We start from the raw sequence: 19,339 nt of genomic DNA on the forward strand, positions 1-19,339 counted from the left end.
ATGTCTTAGTACCCGGTTATCACCATGCCTGATCTCACCAAGCTGATATTCGGTCGTCTTACGTGGGAGGCGGTTCCGTTCCACGAACCGATCCTGCTGGCGACCTTCATCGCGGTCGCCCTGGGCGGCGCGGCCCTGCTGGGCTTCATCACGTACAAGCGTGCCTGGGGCTATCTGTGGCACGAATGGTTCACCAGCATCGACCACAAGAAGATCGGGATCATGTACATGATCCTCGGCATCGTGATGCTGCTGCGCGGTTTCTCCGACGCCATCATGATGCGCATCCAGCAGGCCATCTCGTTCGGCGATTCGGTCGGTTATCTCCCGCCGCACCATTACGACCAGATCTTCACGGCGCACGGCGTGATCATGATCTTCTTCGTCGCCATGCCGCTGGTCACGGGCCTGATGAACTTCGTGGTGCCGTTGCAGATCGGCGCTCGCGACGTGGCGTTTCCATTCCTCAATAACTTCAGCTTCTGGATGACCACCGCCGGCGCCGTGCTGGTGATGATGTCGCTGTTCGTGGGCGAGTTCGCGCGTACGGGCTGGCTGGCGTATCCGCCGCTTTCCGGTATCGCGCAAAGTCCCGACGTAGGCGTGGATTACTACATCTGGTCGCTACAGATAGCGGGTGTCGGAACGACGTTGTCGGGCATCAACCTGATCGCGACCATCGTGAAGATGCGCGCGCCGGGCATGACCCTGATGAAGATGCCGATCTTCACCTGGACGTCCCTGTGCACCAACGTGCTGATCGTGGCCGCGTTCCCGGTCCTGACCGCGGTGCTGGTGCTGTTGGCGCTCGACCGTTACGCCGGTACCAACTTCTTCACGACGGAATTCGGCGGCAACGCCATGATGTACGTGAACCTGATCTGGATCTGGGGTCACCCCGAGGTCTACATCCTGATACTGCCGGTGTTCGGTGTGTTCTCCGAAGTGGTGTCGACCTTCAGCAAGAAGCGCCTGTTCGGTTATGCGTCGATGGTTTACGCGACCGTCGTCATCACCGTGCTCTCCTACCTCGTGTGGCTGCACCACTTCTTCACGATGGGCTCGGGCGCCAGCGTGAACTCGTTCTTCGGCATCACGACGATGATCATCTCGATCCCGACGGGTGCGAAGATATTCAACTGGCTGTTCACGATGTACCGCGGCCGCATCACGTTCGACGTGCCGATGCTCTGGACGCTGGGCTTCATGGTGACCTTCGTCATCGGCGGCATGACCGGTGTGATGCTTGCCGTTCCGCCAGCCGACTTCGTCCTGCACAACAGCCTGTTCCTTATCGCGCATTTCCATAACGTGATCATCGGCGGCGTGCTGTTCGGCCTGATGGCCGGCATCACCTACTGGTTCCCCAAGGCCTTCGGTTACAAGCTCGATCCGTTCTGGGGCAAGTGCTCGTTCTGGTTCTGGCTGATCGGTTTCTACTTCGCGTTCATGCCGTTGTACGTGCTGGGCTTCATGGGCGTCACGCGCCGCATGAGCCACTTCGAGGATCCGTCGCTGCAGATCTGGTTCCAGATCGCGGCCTTCGGTGCCGTGCTGATCGCGATCGGTATCGCCAGCTTCATCATCCAGCTGATCGTCAGCTACCGTCGTCGCGACGAACTGCGCGATTACACGGGCGATCCATGGGGTGGCCGTACGCTGGAATGGTCGACGTCCTCGCCGCCGCCGTCGTACAACTTCGCCTTCACGCCGATCATTCACGATGGCGACGCGTGGTACCAGATGAAGCAGCGTGGGCATAGCCGGCCGCTGGACGGGTTTCTCCCGATCCACATGCCGAAGAACACGTGGGCAGGCATCGTCCTGGCGGGGATCAGCTTCGTTCTCGGTTTCGCCCTGATCTGGCATATGTGGCCGCTGGTGATCGTCGCCTTCGTCGCGCTGATCGCCACCGCCATCGTCCATACGTTCAATTACAAGCGCGACTACTACATCCCTGCGGCCGATGTCGCCCGCGAGGAGGCAGCGCGTACGGAGCTGTTGGCCGCCCATGTCTGATACACACGCCCTCGCCGCCAACGACGCGGCCATGCCGGAAGAACTGTCGTTCTACATGACCGAGGATCACCATCCCGAAAACGGGACGCTGCTCGGTTTCTGGCTCTACCTGATGAGCGACTGCCTCATCTTCGCCACCCTGTTCGCCGTGTACGGCGTGCTGGGCCGTAGCTACGCGGGCGGTCCTTCGGGCGCCGATCTGTTCGAGCTGCCCCTGGTCGCGATCAACACGTCGATGCTGCTGCTCTCGTCGATCACGTATGGCTTCGCCGTGCTGGAGATGCAGCGCAACCGCAAGGGTCCGACGCTGATGTGGCTGGCGATCACGGGCCTGTTCGGCGCCGCGTTCCTCGGCATCGAGCTTTACGAGTTCTCGCACCTGATCGGCGAAGGCGCGGGTCCGGGGCGCAGCGCGTTCCTGTCGTCGTTCTTCACCCTGGTCGGTACGCACGGGCTGCACGTCACCTTCGGCATCGTCTGGCTGATCACGCTGATGGTGCAGGTAGGCAAGAAGGGCCTCATTCCGGACAACCGCCGTCGCCTGATGTGTCTTTCGATGTTCTGGCACTTCCTGGACGTGGTCTGGGTCGGCGTCTTCAGCTTCGTTTACCTGACGGGAGTGCTGAAGTGAGCACCCACACCGACGCACACGCACAGCACGGCCATGACGATCATGGCCACGACGAGGGCGCGAGCCACAGCACCTTCAAGGGATACATGACGGGCTTCGTGCTCGCCGTGATCCTGACGGCGATTCCGTTCTGGGTCGTCATGGGCCATGTCTTCGCCAGCACGAGCACCACGGCATTCGTTGTCCTCGGACTCGCCGCCGTGCAGATCGTGGTGCACATGATCTACTTCCTGCACATGAACGCGCGGTCGGAAGGCGGCTGGAACATGCTGGCGCTGATCTTCACGCTGGTACTCGTCGTCATCACGCTGACCGGTTCGATCTGGGTGATGTATCACCTCAACGACAACATGATGCCCGGCATGATGCACGACGACGCGGCAAGCATGAAAGACATGCCTTGAACCACGACGTATCCGACGAGGCCTCGCGCGGGCCGCGCGGCCCTGTCGCGCTGGCCATTCTCGGTTTCGTCGGCTTGCTGTTGTTCGCGGGCTTCACCGCCCTCGGCATCTGGCAGATTTACCGTCTGGGCTGGAAGCACGACCTGATCGCCCGGGTCGACCGACGCGTGCATGCGCCGGCGGTTGCCGTTCCCGGCGCCGATCGCTGGCCCTCGATTACCGTGGCAGGCGACGAATATCGGCACGTTCGCGTCACCGGCACCTTCCTCCACGCTTTGCAGACGCGCGTGCGTGCCAGTACCGAACTGGGCAGCGGCTTCTGGATACTCACGCCGCTTCGTACCGGCGACGGCACGGTCGTGCTGATCAATCGCGGTTTCGCGACACCCGACTGGTGCGGAGGCAAACTCACCTGCGCTCCCGGCCCCGAAGGCGAAGTGACGATCACCGGTCTGCTGCGTATCAGCGAACCTCACGGCGCGATGCTTCAGAAAAACGATCCCGCGCGGGAACACTGGTACTCGCGCGATGTGCAAGCCATCGCCGAAACGCGGCATCTCTCCGGTGTCGCTCCTTTCTTCGTCGACGCCGAAGCCTCCGGCCTGCCCGATCCCCGCATCGCTCCCGTCGGTGGCCTGACCGTCATCCGCTTCCCCGACAATCACCTCGTCTACGCCATCACCTGGTTCGCGCTGGCGTTGATGGTGGCATTTGGATTCGCCTACTTAGGGCGAGAGGAACTTAGGCTTCGCCAAGCAAAGTCTGGATTCGCGGGACTGACGGGTTGACATAGATCGCGTTGGGATTCGACGGTTGGATATTGACCAAGCGAATTGCTTGTCAGATAGCCCTATTACTGCGTTCGAAGTGAGTCCGCTAACCTCCACCTCCCTGCATTCGGTATATTCGGCCAATCGGCCAAGGGGAAGGATGGGGCAATGGACGTCAATGAAGGGAAACGTAATAGGCGTGGCTCGTACGGCTGTTTGATCGTGCTGCTCTTCAGCTATGCCGTGCATGCCCAACAGGCGGAGGTCGTGACTTACTACTACACCGATCCGCAGGGGACACCGCTCGCGGAGACCGGTGGTGCCGGAAATATTACGAGGACATTCGATTACGCGCCGTACGGCGGCAAGGTAATGGGGCCATCGGAGAGTGGGCCGGGCTATACCGGCCACGTCGATGATCCGGACACGGGATTTGTTTATATGCAGGCGCGTTATTACGACGCGAGCGCGGCGAGGTTTATCGGTCCCGATCCGGTTGCGCTCAAGGAGGGCGACCTATTTAACTTCAATCGATACAGTTATGGGAACAACAATCCGACAAAATACACTGACCCGACAGGAACGGTCGTTCATCTGGCAAATGAAGAAGTCAAATTGCTCAACTATGTTAATGCGAGAGCAGCCGGAGGTTTTGGGGTCGACAAAGATGGGAACCTGACAGTAACGGGCGTCGCAGAGGGGAAGGCGAATCTCTCCGAAACCTACGGTACCGACTTGAAGGCCGCAATTGCATCCAAGGACACGATTTCCGTTTCCATTGGTCAGACTTACGTAGACCCAAAATCAAAAGAGACGAAGAGCGTTGATGCTCATGCAGGAGGGGGTGTCACCATAGGGAAGCGGACGGGTGGCGATCAGAAGGTCACGATTTCTGGAAATGCGAACACTTCCCTTAAGACAGTGTCGGGCGCCGCGCTTCGCGACGGGCCGGAAGACATCCTCGGACATGAATTAGTTGGTCATGCGATACCGCATCTGTTGGGTACAGCAACTGGGAACGCGGTTGACGACGAAAACAAGATTCGTAGTGAAATTCCCGGAAGTGGCAAGCGTGCACTGGAACCATCGCATAGGGAATAACCCATGGTTTTTAGATTAGGTCTGTTGAAACGTTGTTTCGCGATGGTATTAGCTACGGCGTTGTTTTTTTTCGCTAGCAACTGCTGGAGCAACCAGGTCAAGGAGCTTCCCCTCGTACAAAAAGTCACCGAGTCAGACGTGGTAGTGATCGCCCGGGTTTCATCTGTATCGACGACGCAATGTCTGCAGATGAGTAGCTGCGCATCGCTCAAGGTATTGAAGACCTTAAAGGGTATCCTCATCGAAAACGCATCGCTGATTTTCGACGGTCCTATTGCCGAGGATGATCCAGTTTGTTGTGCCGTGGGTTCTACTTATCTGATGTTTTTGAAACACATTGAGGGAAACTATTACGAATCGGTAAATGGTCCCTATGGTGTTTTTCAGACGAATTGATTGACTCGACGACAGTTGAAGCCATTGCCTACAATGATGACAACTATCAGTGGTCTCGCCGGCAGAAGTGGCGGGAAGTATTCGGCCCGCAATATCCAGCACCATGATGTGCGACGACGCGGCAAACATGAAAGAAGCGAACCTCATGGCGCGATGCTTCAGAAAAACGATCCCGCGCGGGAACACTGGTACTCGCGCGACGTGCGGGCCATCGCCGAAACGCGGCGTCTGTCCAGGGTCGCTCCTTTCTTCATCGACGCCGAACTATCCGGTTTATCCGATCCGCGCATCGCCCGGGTCGGCGGCCTGACTGTGATCCGCTTCCCCGACAATCACCTCGTCTACGCCATCACCTGGTTCGCGCTTGCGCTGATGGTGGCCGGCGGCATCGGGTATGTCGGTCGCGACGAGCGCCGCCTGCGCCGCACCAACCGCCGCTTTCTGTAGGAACGCGCCTGCGGGCGAAAGCCAACGGAGCGGTGAAGATGTGCGTGACATCCGCAGCCAGGCCATCGGGCTCGCGAAGATGAGTGTCCTTCTTCTTCGCTCCGTTGGCTTTTGCCCGCAAGCAGGCTCCTGCAATGGGGGTTGGGCGGGTTCGCCATGGTGCATTCAATGCCTTAATTGCACCAGATTGGCGCATGTAGCCACGCCCCAAACCTCCGGCTATGCTGCAAAGGCTTGATCCTGCTGGCCTCCCCGCTTGGCACACGCCTTGCTAAATGCACTCCGCCATCCACTCGAGGTTTGTTTTATGTCCGCCGTCGCGAAAGTGCTGAACCTGATCCAGGACGAAGAAATCGAGTTCGTCGACCTGCGATTCGCCGACATCCTCGGCAAGCATCACCACGTCACGTTCCCCTCCCACGCCATCGACGAATCCACGTTCGAAGACGGCAAGATGTTCGACGGCTCGTCCATCGCGGGCTGGAAGGGTATCAACGAGTCGGACATGGTCCTCATGCCGGACCCGGATACGGCACACCTCGATCCGTTCAGCGCCCACAAGCAGCTGATCCTGCATTGCGACGTGCTCGAACCCAGCACCATGCAGGCCTACGGCCGCGATCCGCGTTCCATCGCGAAGCGCGCCGAAGCCTTCCTGAAGTCGACCGGCATCGCCGACACGGCGTTCTTCGGCCCGGAACCGGAATTCTTCATCTTCGATTCGGTTCGCTGGCAGAACGACATGGGCCGCGTGTTCTACGAAATCAGCTCAGAAGAAGCCGCATGGTCCTCGCGCTATAAGTACGACGGCCAGAACACCGGCCACCGTCCGGGCGTGAAGGGCGGCTATTTCCCCGTCAGTCCGGTCGATACCCTGGGCGACCTGCGTGCCGACATGTGCAAGGTTCTCGAGTCGCTGGGCCAGGTTGTCGAAGTGCATCACCATGAAGTCGCCAACGCGGGCCAGTGCGAAATCGGCACGCGCTTCAATACGCTGGTGAAGAAGGCCGACGAACTGATGACGATGAAGTACGTCATCAAGAACGTCGCCCACCAGAACGGCAAGACGGTCACCTTCATGCCGAAGCCGATCGTCGGCGACAACGGCTCGGGCATGCATGTGCACCAGTCGCTGTCGAAGAACGGCGAGAACCTCTTCGCGGGCGACCTCTACGGTGGCCTGTCGCAGATCGCGCTGTGGTACATCGGCGGCATCTTCAAGCATGCCAAGGCCATCAACGCGTTCGCCAACTCCACGACGAACAGCTACAAGCGTCTGGTTCCAGGCTATGAAGCGCCGGTCATGCTCGCCTACTCGGCGCGCAACCGTTCGGCCAGCTGCCGCATTCCGTATGTCTCCAGCCCGAAGGGCCGCCGCATCGAAATCCGCTTCCCGGACCCGATGCAGTCGGGCTACCTGACCTTCACCGTGCTGATGATGGCCGGTCTGGACGGCATCATTAACAAGATCGACCCGGGTGCGCCGGCCGACAAGGATCTCTACGATCTTCCGCCGGAAGAAGAGAAGAACATCCCGCAGGTCTGCGCCAGCCTCGACGAAGCGCTGGTCTCGCTCGACAAGGATCGCGACTTCCTGAAGGCCGGCGGCGTCTTCACCGACGACTTCATCGACGGCTACATCGCGTTGAAGATGCAGGAAGTGACCCGTTACCGGGCCAGCACGCATCCGCTCGAGTTCCAGATGTACTACGCACTCTGATTCCGCTTTGCGTGTACGAGTAAAAACGGGCGCCCAGGCGCCCGTTTTTTTTGTTGTAAGAGCCCTCGCGAGCGTCCCTACAACGACTGAGCAAGTGACGGCGCCAGCACGCGCTCGCTGAAGAAATCGATAAACACGCGAAGCCTTGGCGAGAGATGCCGGCCGGATGGCCAGAGCACATGGAGCGGGACGACCCGGTCCATGTGCGCATCCAGAACGGTGCGCAGCGTTCCGTTGGACAGGGCATCCCGAACGGAGAAATCCGGCAGGCACGCCATGCCGAGACCACGCATCGCGAAACACAGACGCGTCTCGATGTTGTTGCAGACCATCGAGACCGGAATTTGCGGCTCCGGCATGCCCGCTTCGCCACGCAAGGGCCACACCTCGAGCCTGCCGGTCGTGGGAAACCGGTAGTGCAGACATACATGGTTAGCCAGTTCCGATGGCTGCACCGGCGTGCCATAGCGACTGAAGTAATCCGGCGAGCCCACCAGCACGAGTCGGAACGAGCCGAGATGGCGCGCGGCAAGTCTCGAATCGGCGGGCTTTCCCGTTCGTACGACCGCGTCGAATCCCTCCTCGATTACATCCACCAGCCGGTCGCTGAAATCCAGGTCTAGCTGGATGTCCGGATAAGCACGCATGAAGTCGGCCAGCACGGGCAGCACCAGCCCGCTCACGAGCGGAAGACTGACGCGAAGCCGGCCGCGCGGGACGCGGACGGTCTGGTACAGCTCGGTCTCGATATCTTCGACATCCGCGAAAATGCGTCGGCACCGTTCCAACAGATACTGACCTTCCGCAGTCAGTGCGAGGCTGCGCGTGCTGCGATGAAACAGTCGGACGCCGAGCCGATCTTCCAGGCGCGAGATGCTTTTCCCCACGGCGGAAGCCGACACGCCCAGCGCGCGCCCCGCGGCCACGAAACTGCGTGCTTCCGCGACGCGGACGAACACCTTGAAGCTGCTGAAGTTATCCAAAAGGGAAGGCCATTGCGGACAACAATGTCCGTGTATGAGGGAACCTTAGCCTACTTATTCCGGAATATGGCAGTGCCTATCTTGGGTTTCCTCACCCACTAAGGCGGCCGCATGTCTTCATTCCCCTCTATCGCTCGCCTCGAAAGGCTTCCGCCGGTCGACCGCGCGATCCAGTGTGCCCTCGACGAAAAGCGGCTGGTCGGTGCGGTCGTTCTTGTCGCGCATCACGGCCGGATCGTCCATGAAAGCGCGGACGGTTTTGCGGACCGCGAAGCGCGGCGTCCGATGCGGACGGATACTTTGTTCCGGCTGGCGTCGATCAGTAAACCGATCGCATCGACGACCGTCATGGCGTTGATTGCGCAAGGGCGCATGGGCCTCGACGACACGGTGCACCGCTGGCTGCCCGACTTCCGCCCGCGCCTGCCCGATGGCAGCGTGCCGGATATCACGATCCGCCAGTTGCTTACCCACACCGCAGGCCTCGGATACCGGTTTCTGGAGGCGTCGGAGGATGGCCCTTACGCGCGGGCGCAGGTATCCGATGGCATGGACGAGGTTGACTTCGATCTGACGGAAAACCTGCGTCGCATAGCGAGCGTGCCGCTGCTTTATATGCCGGGCACGTCCTGGTGCTACTCGCTTGCCATCGACGTTCTGGGCGGCGTGATCGAGAAGGTAAGCGGGGAGTCTCTGGATAGCGCCGTTCGTCGGTGGGTCACGGAACCGGTCGGCATGTCCGATACGGATTTCCATGCCGTGGATTCCGCAAGGCTGGCCGTTGCCTACGCAGGCGACACCTCCGGACCTCATATCTTGAGCGAAGGCGAAGTGGTTACCCCGTTCGAAGGGGCGGTCGGCATTCGTTACTCGCCAAAACGTGCCTTCGATGCCAGTGCTTTTCCGTCCGGTGGCGCAGGCATGGTCGGCAGCGCACCCGATCTGCTGCGTTTGCTCGAAGCGCTTCGACAGGGCGGCGATCCGGTACTTCCCGCTTCGTTCGTGGCCGAGATGGGCCGTAACCAGACGGGTGACGCGGGACCGCCCGATGCGCCTGGTTACGGTTTCGGACTGGGCTTTTCGGTGCTGCACGACGCGATGGCGGCCGCCACGCCCGAAGCGCCGGGCACATGGCGCTGGGGTGGCGCTTACGGGCACTCATGGTTCGTCGACCCGGCGCGTTCGCTGACCGTGGTGGCATTCACCAACACCCTCTACGAGGGTATGTCCGGGCAGTTCGTCGGCGATCTTCGCGATGCCGTTTATGCCTCGCTCGATGACGGAGCGACGCTGTGAGCGGGTGTGACGCGGAACTCGCCGCCTTCTCACGCGGCGACTCAAGCTCTGCCTCGCCTTCGGAAGTCGGGCGTTGGCCGTTGTCCGCACTTCTCGCACTGGCTACGGCGGGGTTCATCACCATTCTTACGGAAGCGCTGCCCGCCGGCTTGCTCACTCAGATGGGCGCTGGCCTGGCGGTCTCGCCGGCACTGGTGGGACAACTGGTGACAACCTACGCCATGGGGTCGTTGCTGACAGCCATTCCGCTCGTCGCGGCAACACGAAGCTGGCGCCGGCGACCGCTGTTGATGCTGGCGGTGGGAGGCTTCGCCGTGGTCAACCTCGTGACGGCGGTGTCGGGTAATTACGCTGTCACGCTGGTGGCACGGTTCTTCGCGGGCGTAAGCGCAGGCGTGCTCTGGGCATTGATCGCCGGGCAGGCGAGTCGCATGGTGTCGGCGGAACTTCGGGGCAGGGCCATTGCCGTCGCCATGGTGGGCACGCCGCTGGCGCTTTCCCTTGGGCTGCCGGCGGGGGCGTGGCTTGGGGCCATCGTGGGATGGCGCTGCACCTTCGGTATCGTGTCCGTCATGGCACTCGGACTGCTGGTATGGATGCGCTGGTCGGTCGCCGACTTCCCCGGCCAGCTCGCGGAACGGCAACTGAGCATTCGCTCCGTTCTCGCGTTACCAGGGTTGAGATCCGTGCTTCTGGCGCTGCTCTTTTTCGTTCTGGCTCACAACGTCCTCTATACCTATCTCGCCCCGCTTTTACAGCAGTCGAACAGCGAGAGCCGGCTGGATCGTATCCTGCTGTTGTTCGGAGGCGCGTCGCTACTCGGCATCTGGATCGTGGGTGCGCTGATCGACCGGTGGCTGCGCGTCCTGATCCTGGTCAGCACCGCGGTCTTCATGCTCGCCGCCGTCGCGCTTGGCGCTTGGGGCAGCAGCGTTCCGGTGGTCTGCGTCGCGGTTGCCTCATGGGGACTGGCGTTCGGAGGGGCCGCGACACTGTTCCAGACCGCCTCGGCACAGGCGGCCGGCGACGCGGCCGACGTCGCCCAGTCCCTGATCGTCACGGTTTGGAACATCGCGATTGCGGCGGGCAGCGTTGTAGGCGGCGTCGTGCTGGATGTGCGGGGAGCGGCTTTCCTGCCGTGGGTACCCGTCGTCCTCCTCGCCATGGCGCTCGCGATCGCCAGCAAGGCCAGGCGTCACGGTTTCCCGGCAGGGGAAGGGACTACGTAACGGCAATCGCACCAATCCTCAAGAACATCACAGTCCGGTCGTTATAAGTTGCGGTATACACAAGCGGGCGTGCCGCCGCTCGCCTCCGGGGACTCATAATGACCAAGCGCCTTCCGGTGCTCCTGCTTTCTTTGCTCGCGCCAGTCGCCGCCGTTGCGGCCGATGGCGACAGTACGCCGTACAGCTTCGGCAACAACTGGCCTACGCACTATGTTTTCGCGGACGGTACCGATCTCGGTCTTGCCGTGAAGTATCAGTACGACATCGACCGCTTCTCTCACGACGGGGGCACGTTCGAGGACAGTCAGACGAATCGCCGCAAGGAATTCGGCTTTTACGTCCGCAAGAAGGATGTCTACGATGCCACCGCCGTTTTCGATCTTCAGGCGAAGACCTGGCTGGACGTCTATATGCGCGTGCAGACCAAGGCGTTGTTCGGAACCGACGCGGGCGCGATTCGTTTCGGCTACGACAAGACGCCGGTAGGTTTCGAAGGTGTGACGGGTACCGGCTCGACGACCTTCCTCGAAACCGCGCTTCCGGTTCAGGCGATTTATGCCGGTCGGCGCATCGGCGTCGACTGGGCGTTGCAGCGCCCGCACTACGTGTTGAACGTCGGTTACTACTCCGGCGGCGACCTGCAAGGCGATGCAGATGGGCGCATGATCGCGGGTCGCGCGGCGTGGGTACCGTTCAACAAGCCGGGCGATGTGCTTCACCTCGGGGTGTCCGCTTCGCGCGAAGAGCCCGAAGGCACTACCGACGGCCGCGGCGTGTATCACCCACCGACGTCACGCTTGCGCGCGCGACCGGAAGCGGGTCTCGTAGATCAGCGGTTGATCGACTCGGGCGCGCTCACACCGACCGACTATGTCGATCGTCGTGGATTCGAAGCGTTGTGGATCCGTGGACCGTATTCGCTTCAGGGCGAATACCTGACGGCAAAAGTGAATCTCGACGATGCGCGTCCTGCTTACCACGCAAGCGGATACTACGCGTTCGGTAGCTGGATACTCACGGGCGAATCGCGGGGGTATAGCGGCGGCAACGTCGCCGATGTAAAACCGAAAAGCCGATGGGGTGCTGTAGAACTCGCGGTGCGCTACAGCGAACTCGATCTGGACGATGGCCCTATTCTGGGCGGCACGGAGCGCGACTGGACGTTCGGGGCCAACTGGTACGTCAATCGTTATCTGAAATTGCAGGGTAACTACGTTCGCGCAACCAGCGACAGACGCGATCTACGTATCGATCCGAACGTCGTCGAGGTTCGGGCGCAGGTCATGTTCTGAAGTGACCGGATGGGACGGAGAATGTCCCATCCGGTCGGCAAGCTCAGAGGGAGTTTCCGAGATTGCGCCGGAGATAGGTGCGCAAGACGCGTGCTCTTTCCGGGTTGCTGAAAGCCGAGCGCCCGGAGCGTTCCCCGGCACCTTCGCGAACGAAATCGCATCCGGAAAGCTTGTCCGCCGGAACCTGACCGGTGAGGAGATACCGTCCCGCCGCCTTTTCGACGCACGGTGTATCGGATTGCCCGAAAATTCCGTGACCACTCATGTTGCGGGCAATGACCATGTGTGCGTTGTTATAGACGTTCAGCGCCTTCGTGGCGTTCGTTAGCGGGGTAAATACATCGTGCTCCGCTTGAATCATGAGAATCTTTCCTGCGGAATGCAGCGGCTCCATTGAAGGCCGGCGTGTGACCCGCGTACCCCAATAGCCACACAGATTGAACGCTTCGTTGCCGCTGCCACCGGGATAGCGTTGCGCGTTCTCGCGAGCCACGCCATTCCAGTAATCCGGCTCGGTCCTGCTGGCCGTGTCGTTGCAGCGCACGGCCATATATACCGACAGGCCTTCCGGCGAGGTAAGTGGTGCCGCCTCGGGATTATCGCCGTAGTACATGTGAACAAGCTCGTTGGCGAACGACTTTATGGCTATGTTGATACCCCTCACCGGGCTGAACGTGTGTGCTTCCACGCGCATCGTGAAAGCAGCTTTCGCCATCAACGGTTCGGCGCGAACCCACTCTGCCATGGTAAGTGCGGCGGCGAGTGCCTCGGGTGAGGTTACTCTCGTCGCCCACTCCGCACGGGCACGCTGTGGCAGGTTGCCAAACCGCTCGACGATCGCCTCCTCGTTGTTACCCAGGCCATAGAGATGGGGTTGTGCGATCGCGGGCTTTACGGCGAGACGCAGGAATCTCCGGTGTTTTTCCTGGGCGGCCGCGAGAACGGCATCGTCGAAACTGCCGGTGAAATCCATGCTGGAATCGAGAAGCATGCGCCCGACATTCCCGGGAAGCATCGCGCCATACCATGAGCCCAGCCACGTGCCGTAGGAAACGCCGTAGAAGTTTAGCTTCGGCTCATTCAGCGACCGCCGCACGAGATCCATGTCGTATACCGCCTGCTCCGAGTTGATATACCAATGGAAGGGATCTCGCGAGCACTGGAAGCCAAGATCGCGTGCGGCCTGATCGGCGGCGTGGAGATTGCCGGCACTGAGATCGGACGCCAGAACATTGTATGGACCCGGCTCCGGCGAGCAATTGAATAGCTGGGTACCCGGGAGGCCGCGCGGAACGACGCCAACGAAGTCGTATCGCTCGGCGAGGCGTTTCTTATCGCCATGGATAACGTCGTCGGGTTCGATAAGCCCCCAGTACTCGACGATCTCCGGAAGGAAAGCCACGGGGCTCTGACCCGGTCCGCCCGGGCTGAAGAAAATAGTGCCTTCGCGCATGGCCGGTTTCTCGGCTGTGATGCGTACAAGGCCTAGCTCGGTCTGTCCCAACTCAGGACGGAGATGGTCGATTGGCCCAGACAACGTGCCACATTGCACACGGCTGCCGAGATTCAGAGCCGTGTCGTCGTTTATGGCGCTGCCGCAACTTTCCCACTCAATGTCGGCGACGCCCTGGTTGGGCGGCGAAGCGAAAGCCGCCTGTTGCAGTAGCAAAGCGGCGAGACCACCGACGATGAATCGATTCCTTTTCATGTTGATTTCCGTGTGAGTAAAGCACGGCAGCTTAGACAGCGACTGATAGGAAGTGAGTAGGCACAATCATCTTGGTGCGTCAGTCTTTTCCGTCAGCGCGACGGCCGGAACTCACGGCGATGCCTCATCTTCCGTTGCTGCCTCGCCGAGTATTCCGGCAAAGGGATTTTTTGCGAACAGCCGTCCCAGTTGCTGTTGTATTTCCAGCGATTTGCCTGCATCGCGAAAGTGGCTTGCCGGCGACGCCGGTGCGGATATGGGACATTCGGTGCGCCGTTGCTCCGGTAATACACCGTCGAGCAGGAAGCGACCGGCAGCAGCTTCCACACAGGCCGACGCCGTGCTGCCGAAAACGCCGTGCGCCGCCGCTCCCATGGCAATCACTATCCGCGCGTTGGATAGCGTCGTCGTGGATTGCAAGGCTCCCCTGAGTGGGGTCACGGCGTCGTATTCCGAATGCAGCATCAGTATCTGTCCGGCACGCTCCAGTCGCTCGATCGAAGGACGTACCGCACTCGGTCCACCCCAGAATGCACATGGATAAAACAGGTCGTTTCCGCTGGCGGCCGGATACTGCATAGAGAACATCAGAGCGTAGGCCCGCCAGTAAGCTGGATCCTCCACGGCGACCGTGTCGTTGCAACGCACCGCGAGCGATACGGATACCTCCGGAGAAAGCAGTAGCAACCTGCGGGAGAATGGTGTGCGAACGTAATCCGGGATGACGCGTTTCGCTTCGGCGCGGGCAAGCGCCGTGATGGCAAGATCCGGGCTGAATGAATGGCCGTCCACCATCGCTTGCAACGTCGTGCTGTCCAGATCCGGGTTTTCGCGCAACCACCTGGATGTGACAACCGCGGCGAGCATGCTTGCCGGAAAGCGGAACTGCGACGTCCATGCAATGCGGACCGCTTGAGTCAGGTTGCTCAGATGAGCGTTAACGGCTTCAGGCGTCGATCCGAGCCCGTAGATGTTCGGCTGCGACGATGCCGGCCCTGCTATCAGGTAATCGAAGCGACGTTGCGAGGCGGGTGGTCCCAGCAGGAAGTTGTCGGTTATGTTCGACGTCCAGTCCATGCTCGAGTCCAGCAGCATCCGACCCACGTGTTGGGGATAGGTCATGCCGTACCAGACCCCTAGCCATGTGCCGTAGGAGACGCCGTAGTAGTTGAGAGCTGGTTCACCGAGCGACTGGCGAACCAGCTCGAGGTCGTAAATGGTCTGTTCGGTGTTGATAAACTGGTAGTACGGATTCGAACGACATGCCTGCGCTACGCTTAGCGATGCTTCGTCGATCGCCTCGATATTGCGCAGGCTGCGATCGAGAAGGATGTCGTTGAACATCGTGAAATCTTCGGGCGCCGAACACCGGAATGTCGTTCCTCCGGGCAGGCCGCGGGGAACGACGCCGATCAGGTCGTAGGTCCGGCTAAGCTGCTTCTTGGTTTCGTGCACAGGACTGTCGACCTTTGCTTTCTCCCACAGCAGCGATATCAGCGGAAGATAAGTCATCGGATTCGCACCCGGTCCACCGGGATTGAAGAACAACGCACCGCGTCGCTCGTGTTCGTTTTCAGCGCGGATGCGCAAGCGCGGCCTTCTGCTTGGCGAGCGTCTCCGATGCGGACAGTTGACCGCTCCCCTGGATCATCACAACCCGGCCAATGGCAGCATCGACATATCGCGGGTGCCGACAAGATCGGCGCTGCATTCACCCCACCGGATGGGAGTGGCGGCAATCTCCGGAAGGCGAGGCGGCAATCTATCGCCTGTCGTCCGCAAAAAAAGCGGCGCATGCCCTGAAAGTGCCGTAATCATGGCGAAACCCGCAAACTTTCGAACGTTTGCGAAAGGACCCTTCATGGCGTCCCATCGCCGTCCGGAACGACCCCGAGGTCGCCTTCTAGCGGGCGTTGCGCGAACATCCGCCCGAGATGTTCCTGAAGCTCCTGTGCTTTGCCCGCATCGCGAAAATGATCCGTCGGTTGCGGTGCTTCCGTGGATATCGCACAGTCCGTACGGCGTTCCAACGGCAGTACGCCATCGAGCAGGAAACGTCCTACCGTCGCGTCGATGCAGGCGGCATGCGTGTTGCCGAAGACACCATGTGTCTCGATACCTCTGGCGACGATCATTCGGGCGTCCGGTAGCGTCGCGAACGATCGTTCGGCACCTTCGAGAGGCGTGGTCGGGTCGTGTTCCGCGTGGACCATCAGCACTTTGCCCGCTGCCCTCAATCGTTCCATAGGTGGGCGCACCGTACTTGGCCCTCCCCAGAAGGCACATGAGTAGAAGAGATCGTTGCCGCCGGCTGCGGGGTATCTCTGCGAGAAATCCAGCGCAAGGGATTGCCAGTAAGCGGCATCATTTTCGGTTTCCGTATCGTTGCAGCGAACAGCAACGGCGACGGAGACAACGGGGGAAAGTCGAAGCGATCTCAGGGAGAATGCTTTGCGAAAATACGCTGGAACAATGCGTCTCGCCTCTGCCCGTGCGGCGAGGGACACTGCCGGGTCCGCGCTGAATTCGTGGTTGGCGATAAGAAAACGCAGTTCGGCTTTGGTGAGATCGGGCTTGGCTCGTAGCCAGGTTGATGTGGCCACAGCGGCGAGCATGCTCTCGGGTGACCTGAACTTATCTGCCCATGCCATGCGTACCCGTGGCAACAGTCCGCTTAGCTGGTCGGTTACTTCCTGTGGCGTCGCGCCAAGCCCGAACATTGTGGATTGCCGTGCGGCGGGGCGGGCGACAAGTCGATCGAAGCGACGCTGAAATGCGGGCGGTCCTGCAAGGAAATTGTCCTTTATGGTGGCCGTCCAGTCCATGCTTGAATCCAGGAGCATGCGCCCGACATGCTGTGGATAGGTCATGCCATACCAGGTCCCCAGCCACGTACCATACGAGGTGCCGTAGTAGTTGAGCGTGGGCTCGCCGAGCGATCGACGCACCAGGTCCATGTCGTAGACCGTCTGCTCCGTATTTATGTACGTATAGAACGGATGGGAACGGCATGCGTGCGCGAAGCGACGCGACGCGTTATCCACGGCGGCGATATTGCGTTCGCTGCGATCGAGAAGGATATCGTTGAACATGGTGAAATCCTCGGGGGCAGAGCAGTGGAATGTCGTTCCTCCGCGCAGGCCACGGGGCACAATGCCGATCAGGTCGTACGTTTCGCTGAGACGCTTCTTTGTGCCATGAATGTCGCTGTCCGATTTCGCCTCCGTCCATAGCAGCGATATCAGCGGGGCAACCTCCATGGGATTGATGCCCGGACCACCTGGATTGAAGAACAATGCGCCCCGGCGTTCGTCCGGTTTTTCGGCCTGCACGCGGATCAAGGCGAGATCGATGGTGCCCGTTGCTGGATTATGGTGATCCAGGGGAGCTGTCAATTGCCCGCAGCGCACGCGTTCGCCGAGCAGACTGGCGCCGGGGCCTACGTGATCGCTACTGCATTCGCCCCACTGGATCGGCACCACCGGCACGTTAGGTGTGTTGAAGACGGGCGGCTGGATTTCGCTGCCAGTGGCCGGAACGGCAACGAGCCATGCGAGAACGAGACTCATCGAAATTAGTGTATTTGCCGTGGTCATCGTTCATTGCCCACCGTGCGTGTCGCGCGCTGTTACGTCGCGACGGTGTACCGGGAATATCGGTACCGGTAGCGTGTAGCATTCCGTTAGTGTTCTGGCAGGCACCACACTGTCGAGAAGAAAGCGCGCAGCGGCCGCTTCGACGCATGTGGAACCGGTGCTGCCGAAGACACCATGCTTGTCTATGTCCCTGGCAATAATCAATCGCGCGTTCGCAGTAGCGGTGAACGCGCGCATCGCGCCGCTCAGCGGTGTGGAGACATCGAACTCGGAATGCACCATGAGGATTTTTCCCGCGTTGTTCAGACGTGGCAGCGGGGGACGTACGGCGTTCGGACCGCCCCAGAACGCGCAGGGATAGAAAAGATGTTCGCCGCTCGAACTCGGATACAACGTTGCGTACTCGGTAATTTTCGTTTGCCAGAATGCACTGTCCCGAGCCGTCTCCGTGTCGTTGCACATAACGGCCTGGTAGACGGACTCCCAGATCGGCAAACGCAATGGCCCGACCGTGGGTGCAGGCTCGAAGATATCGGGCAGCACTCGTAATGCCTCGGCCTTCGCTTGCCTGTTCGCCTCAGGCGTCGTGCTGAAGACGTGGATATTTATGCGGTCCTTCATTTCCGGCTCGGTCATGGCGGGCGTCGCGCGCAACCAGTCAGACGCAGCCGTCGCGGCGAGCAGGCTTTCGGGCATACGGTAGTCATTTGCCCAGACCTTGCGTACGAGCGGAACCAGTTGATTCACGAGACCCGCGATGGCCGCCGGGTCGCTTCCAAGGCCGTATGTCGATGGCGATCTTGCAGCGGGATTTGCAACCCGCCTGAGAAAATATTCGTGTCTCATGGGCGGCACAGCCAGGAGATTGCCTTCCATGGTCGTGGTCCAGTCCATGCTGGAATCCAGAAGCATGCGGTCGACATGCTCGGGATACGTGGCGCCGTACCACGCGCCGAGCCATGCCCCATACGATATGCCGTAGTAGTTGAGCTTCGGCTCGCCAAGCGACCGGCGCACAAGGTCGAGATCGTAGACGGTCTGTTCGGTCGAGATATACGGATAGAACGGGTTGTTACGGCATGCCGCCGCAAAAGCGCGGGCGGCGCGATCAATCGCCTGGACGTTGGCCGCGCCTGTGTCGGCCAACGGATCGTTGTAGACGATTTCGTCGTTCGCCGACGAGCATTGGAACGTCGTGCCGCCCGGTAGTCCACGCGGCACGACACCGACGAGGTCGAATTCGTCCGCAAGCCGTATTTTCAGGTCATGAACGACATCGTCGGCGGTTACCTCGTTCATCAGTTGCGCCATCAGCGGAACGAACCACATGGGCGATCCTCCGGGGCCACCTGGATTAACGAACAATGTGCCGCGACGCTCGGCAAGGTTTCGCGCCTTAACCTGGACCAGGGCGACGGTAAGCGTTCCGGTCTCGGGACGGTGATGATCGAGCGGAACCTCCATCTGTCCACAGCGCAGGCGGTCGCCAAGCGACAGCGCGTCCGCGCCGACGAGACTTTCGCTACATATGCCCCAGGTGACGGTAGTTGCAGGTACGGCGGGAAAGCGCGGTGTCGACTCGACATCCGACGACGTGGCGGCAAGCGGCGTATGCCACGCAAGCAATGCGGCCACGGAAACGTTGGCCAGTCCATGTATTTTCACGATGACTCCCCTTCACTTGAAAGGAAGCCACGTTAGCGACGATGCTGGCGGAGGAAAGTAAGGCGTCAGCCTCGCTGACGTT

Annotated in this window: 16 protein-coding genes; 11 read left to right on the forward strand and 5 right to left on the reverse strand. The window is 60.6% G+C overall.

Annotated features, from left to right (window positions below; all coding sequences use genetic code 11):
- Nucleotides 1-24 precede the first annotated feature (24 nt).
- The 8 genes from cyoB to glnA all read left to right on the forward strand — a co-directional run bounded on the left by cyoB (nt 25) and on the right by glnA (nt 7,488).
- A complete protein-coding gene (gene cyoB, locus AC3IR3_RS00370; RefSeq protein ID WP_489195088.1) occupies nt 25-2,019 on the forward strand; it encodes a cytochrome o ubiquinol oxidase subunit I in 1,995 nt (664 codons plus the stop codon).
- Nucleotides 2,012-2,650 carry a cytochrome o ubiquinol oxidase subunit III gene (cyoC, locus tag AC3IR3_RS00375; protein WP_489195090.1) on the forward strand — a complete coding sequence of 213 codons (639 nt, stop codon included), beginning with the start codon at nt 2,012-2,014 and terminating at the stop codon, nt 2,648-2,650. The genes cyoB and cyoC overlap by 8 nt, the downstream gene beginning before the upstream one ends.
- Nucleotides 2,647-3,054, forward strand: coding sequence for a cytochrome o ubiquinol oxidase subunit IV (gene cyoD / locus AC3IR3_RS00380; RefSeq protein WP_489195092.1), 408 nt, complete (start codon nt 2,647-2,649; stop codon nt 3,052-3,054). Before cyoC ends, cyoD begins: the two co-directional genes overlap by 4 nt.
- Nucleotides 3,051-3,842: an SURF1 family protein gene (locus AC3IR3_RS00385; RefSeq protein WP_489195093.1), complete on the forward strand. Its 792-nt coding sequence runs from the start codon at nt 3,051-3,053 to the stop codon at nt 3,840-3,842. The genes cyoD and AC3IR3_RS00385 overlap by 4 nt, the downstream gene beginning before the upstream one ends.
- 150 nt (nt 3,843-3,992) lie before the next feature.
- On the forward strand, nt 3,993-4,925 hold the full coding sequence (locus AC3IR3_RS00390; protein WP_489195094.1) for an RHS repeat-associated core domain-containing protein: 933 nt from the start codon (nt 3,993-3,995) through the stop codon (nt 4,923-4,925).
- Nucleotides 4,926-4,928: 3 nt separating this feature from the next.
- The gene (locus AC3IR3_RS00395) at nt 4,929-5,321 is read left to right on the forward strand and encodes a hypothetical protein (RefSeq protein WP_489195095.1); all 393 of its coding nucleotides are present in this window, start codon (nt 4,929-4,931) and stop codon (nt 5,319-5,321) included.
- Nucleotides 5,322-5,474: 153 nt separating this feature from the next.
- Nucleotides 5,475-5,768 (forward strand): SURF1 family cytochrome oxidase biogenesis protein, encoded by a 294-nt coding sequence (locus tag AC3IR3_RS00400; RefSeq protein WP_489195096.1) that lies wholly within the window; start codon nt 5,475-5,477, stop codon nt 5,766-5,768.
- Nucleotides 5,769-6,075: 307 nt separating this feature from the next.
- Nucleotides 6,076-7,488, forward strand: coding sequence for a type I glutamate--ammonia ligase (gene glnA, locus AC3IR3_RS00405; protein ID WP_489195097.1), 1,413 nt, complete (start codon nt 6,076-6,078; stop codon nt 7,486-7,488).
- A gap of 77 nt (nt 7,489-7,565) precedes the next feature.
- Here the strand turns inward: glnA and AC3IR3_RS00410 are convergent, their stop codons facing one another.
- Nucleotides 7,566-8,471, reverse strand: a complete 906-nt coding sequence (locus AC3IR3_RS00410; RefSeq protein ID WP_489195098.1) for a LysR family transcriptional regulator — start codon at nt 8,469-8,471, stop codon at nt 7,566-7,568.
- A 111-nt stretch (nt 8,472-8,582) separates the two neighbouring features.
- Between AC3IR3_RS00410 and AC3IR3_RS00415 the strand changes: the two genes are divergently transcribed.
- The 3 genes from AC3IR3_RS00415 (at nt 8,583) to AC3IR3_RS00425 (ending at nt 12,288) form a co-directional block, all read left to right on the forward strand.
- A complete protein-coding gene (locus tag AC3IR3_RS00415; RefSeq protein ID WP_489195099.1) occupies nt 8,583-9,767 on the forward strand; it encodes a serine hydrolase domain-containing protein in 1,185 nt (394 codons plus the stop codon).
- An 80-nt stretch (nt 9,768-9,847) separates the two neighbouring features.
- Nucleotides 9,848-10,996: an MFS transporter gene (locus AC3IR3_RS00420; RefSeq protein WP_489195100.1), complete on the forward strand. Its 1,149-nt coding sequence runs from the start codon at nt 9,848-9,850 to the stop codon at nt 10,994-10,996.
- A 98-nt stretch (nt 10,997-11,094) separates the two neighbouring features.
- On the forward strand, nt 11,095-12,288 hold the full coding sequence (locus tag AC3IR3_RS00425) for an OprO/OprP family phosphate-selective porin (protein WP_489195101.1): 1,194 nt from the start codon (nt 11,095-11,097) through the stop codon (nt 12,286-12,288).
- A gap of 43 nt (nt 12,289-12,331) precedes the next feature.
- On the opposite strand, the gene AC3IR3_RS00430 is transcribed toward AC3IR3_RS00425, so the two are convergent.
- The 4 genes from AC3IR3_RS00430 to AC3IR3_RS00445 form a co-directional block, all read right to left on the reverse strand.
- On the reverse strand, nt 12,332-13,996 hold the full coding sequence (locus AC3IR3_RS00430; protein ID WP_489195102.1) for an alpha/beta hydrolase: 1,665 nt from the start codon (nt 13,994-13,996) through the stop codon (nt 12,332-12,334).
- 111 nt (nt 13,997-14,107) lie between these two features.
- Complete coding sequence (locus AC3IR3_RS00435) at nt 14,108-15,586, reverse strand: alpha/beta fold hydrolase (protein WP_489195103.1); 1,479 nt, start codon at nt 15,584-15,586, stop codon at nt 14,108-14,110.
- 269 nt (nt 15,587-15,855) lie between these two features.
- Entirely contained in the window at nt 15,856-17,565 is a 1,710-nt protein-coding gene (locus AC3IR3_RS00440; RefSeq protein WP_489195104.1) for an alpha/beta hydrolase, read from the reverse strand.
- A 30-nt stretch (nt 17,566-17,595) separates the two neighbouring features.
- Nucleotides 17,596-19,257 carry an alpha/beta fold hydrolase gene (locus AC3IR3_RS00445; protein ID WP_489195105.1) on the reverse strand — a complete coding sequence of 554 codons (1,662 nt, stop codon included), beginning with the start codon at nt 19,255-19,257 and terminating at the stop codon, nt 17,596-17,598.
- Between the last annotated feature and the right edge of the window lie 82 nt (nt 19,258-19,339).

It is taken from the genome of Luteibacter sp. GL_149 (genome assembly GCF_057834065.1).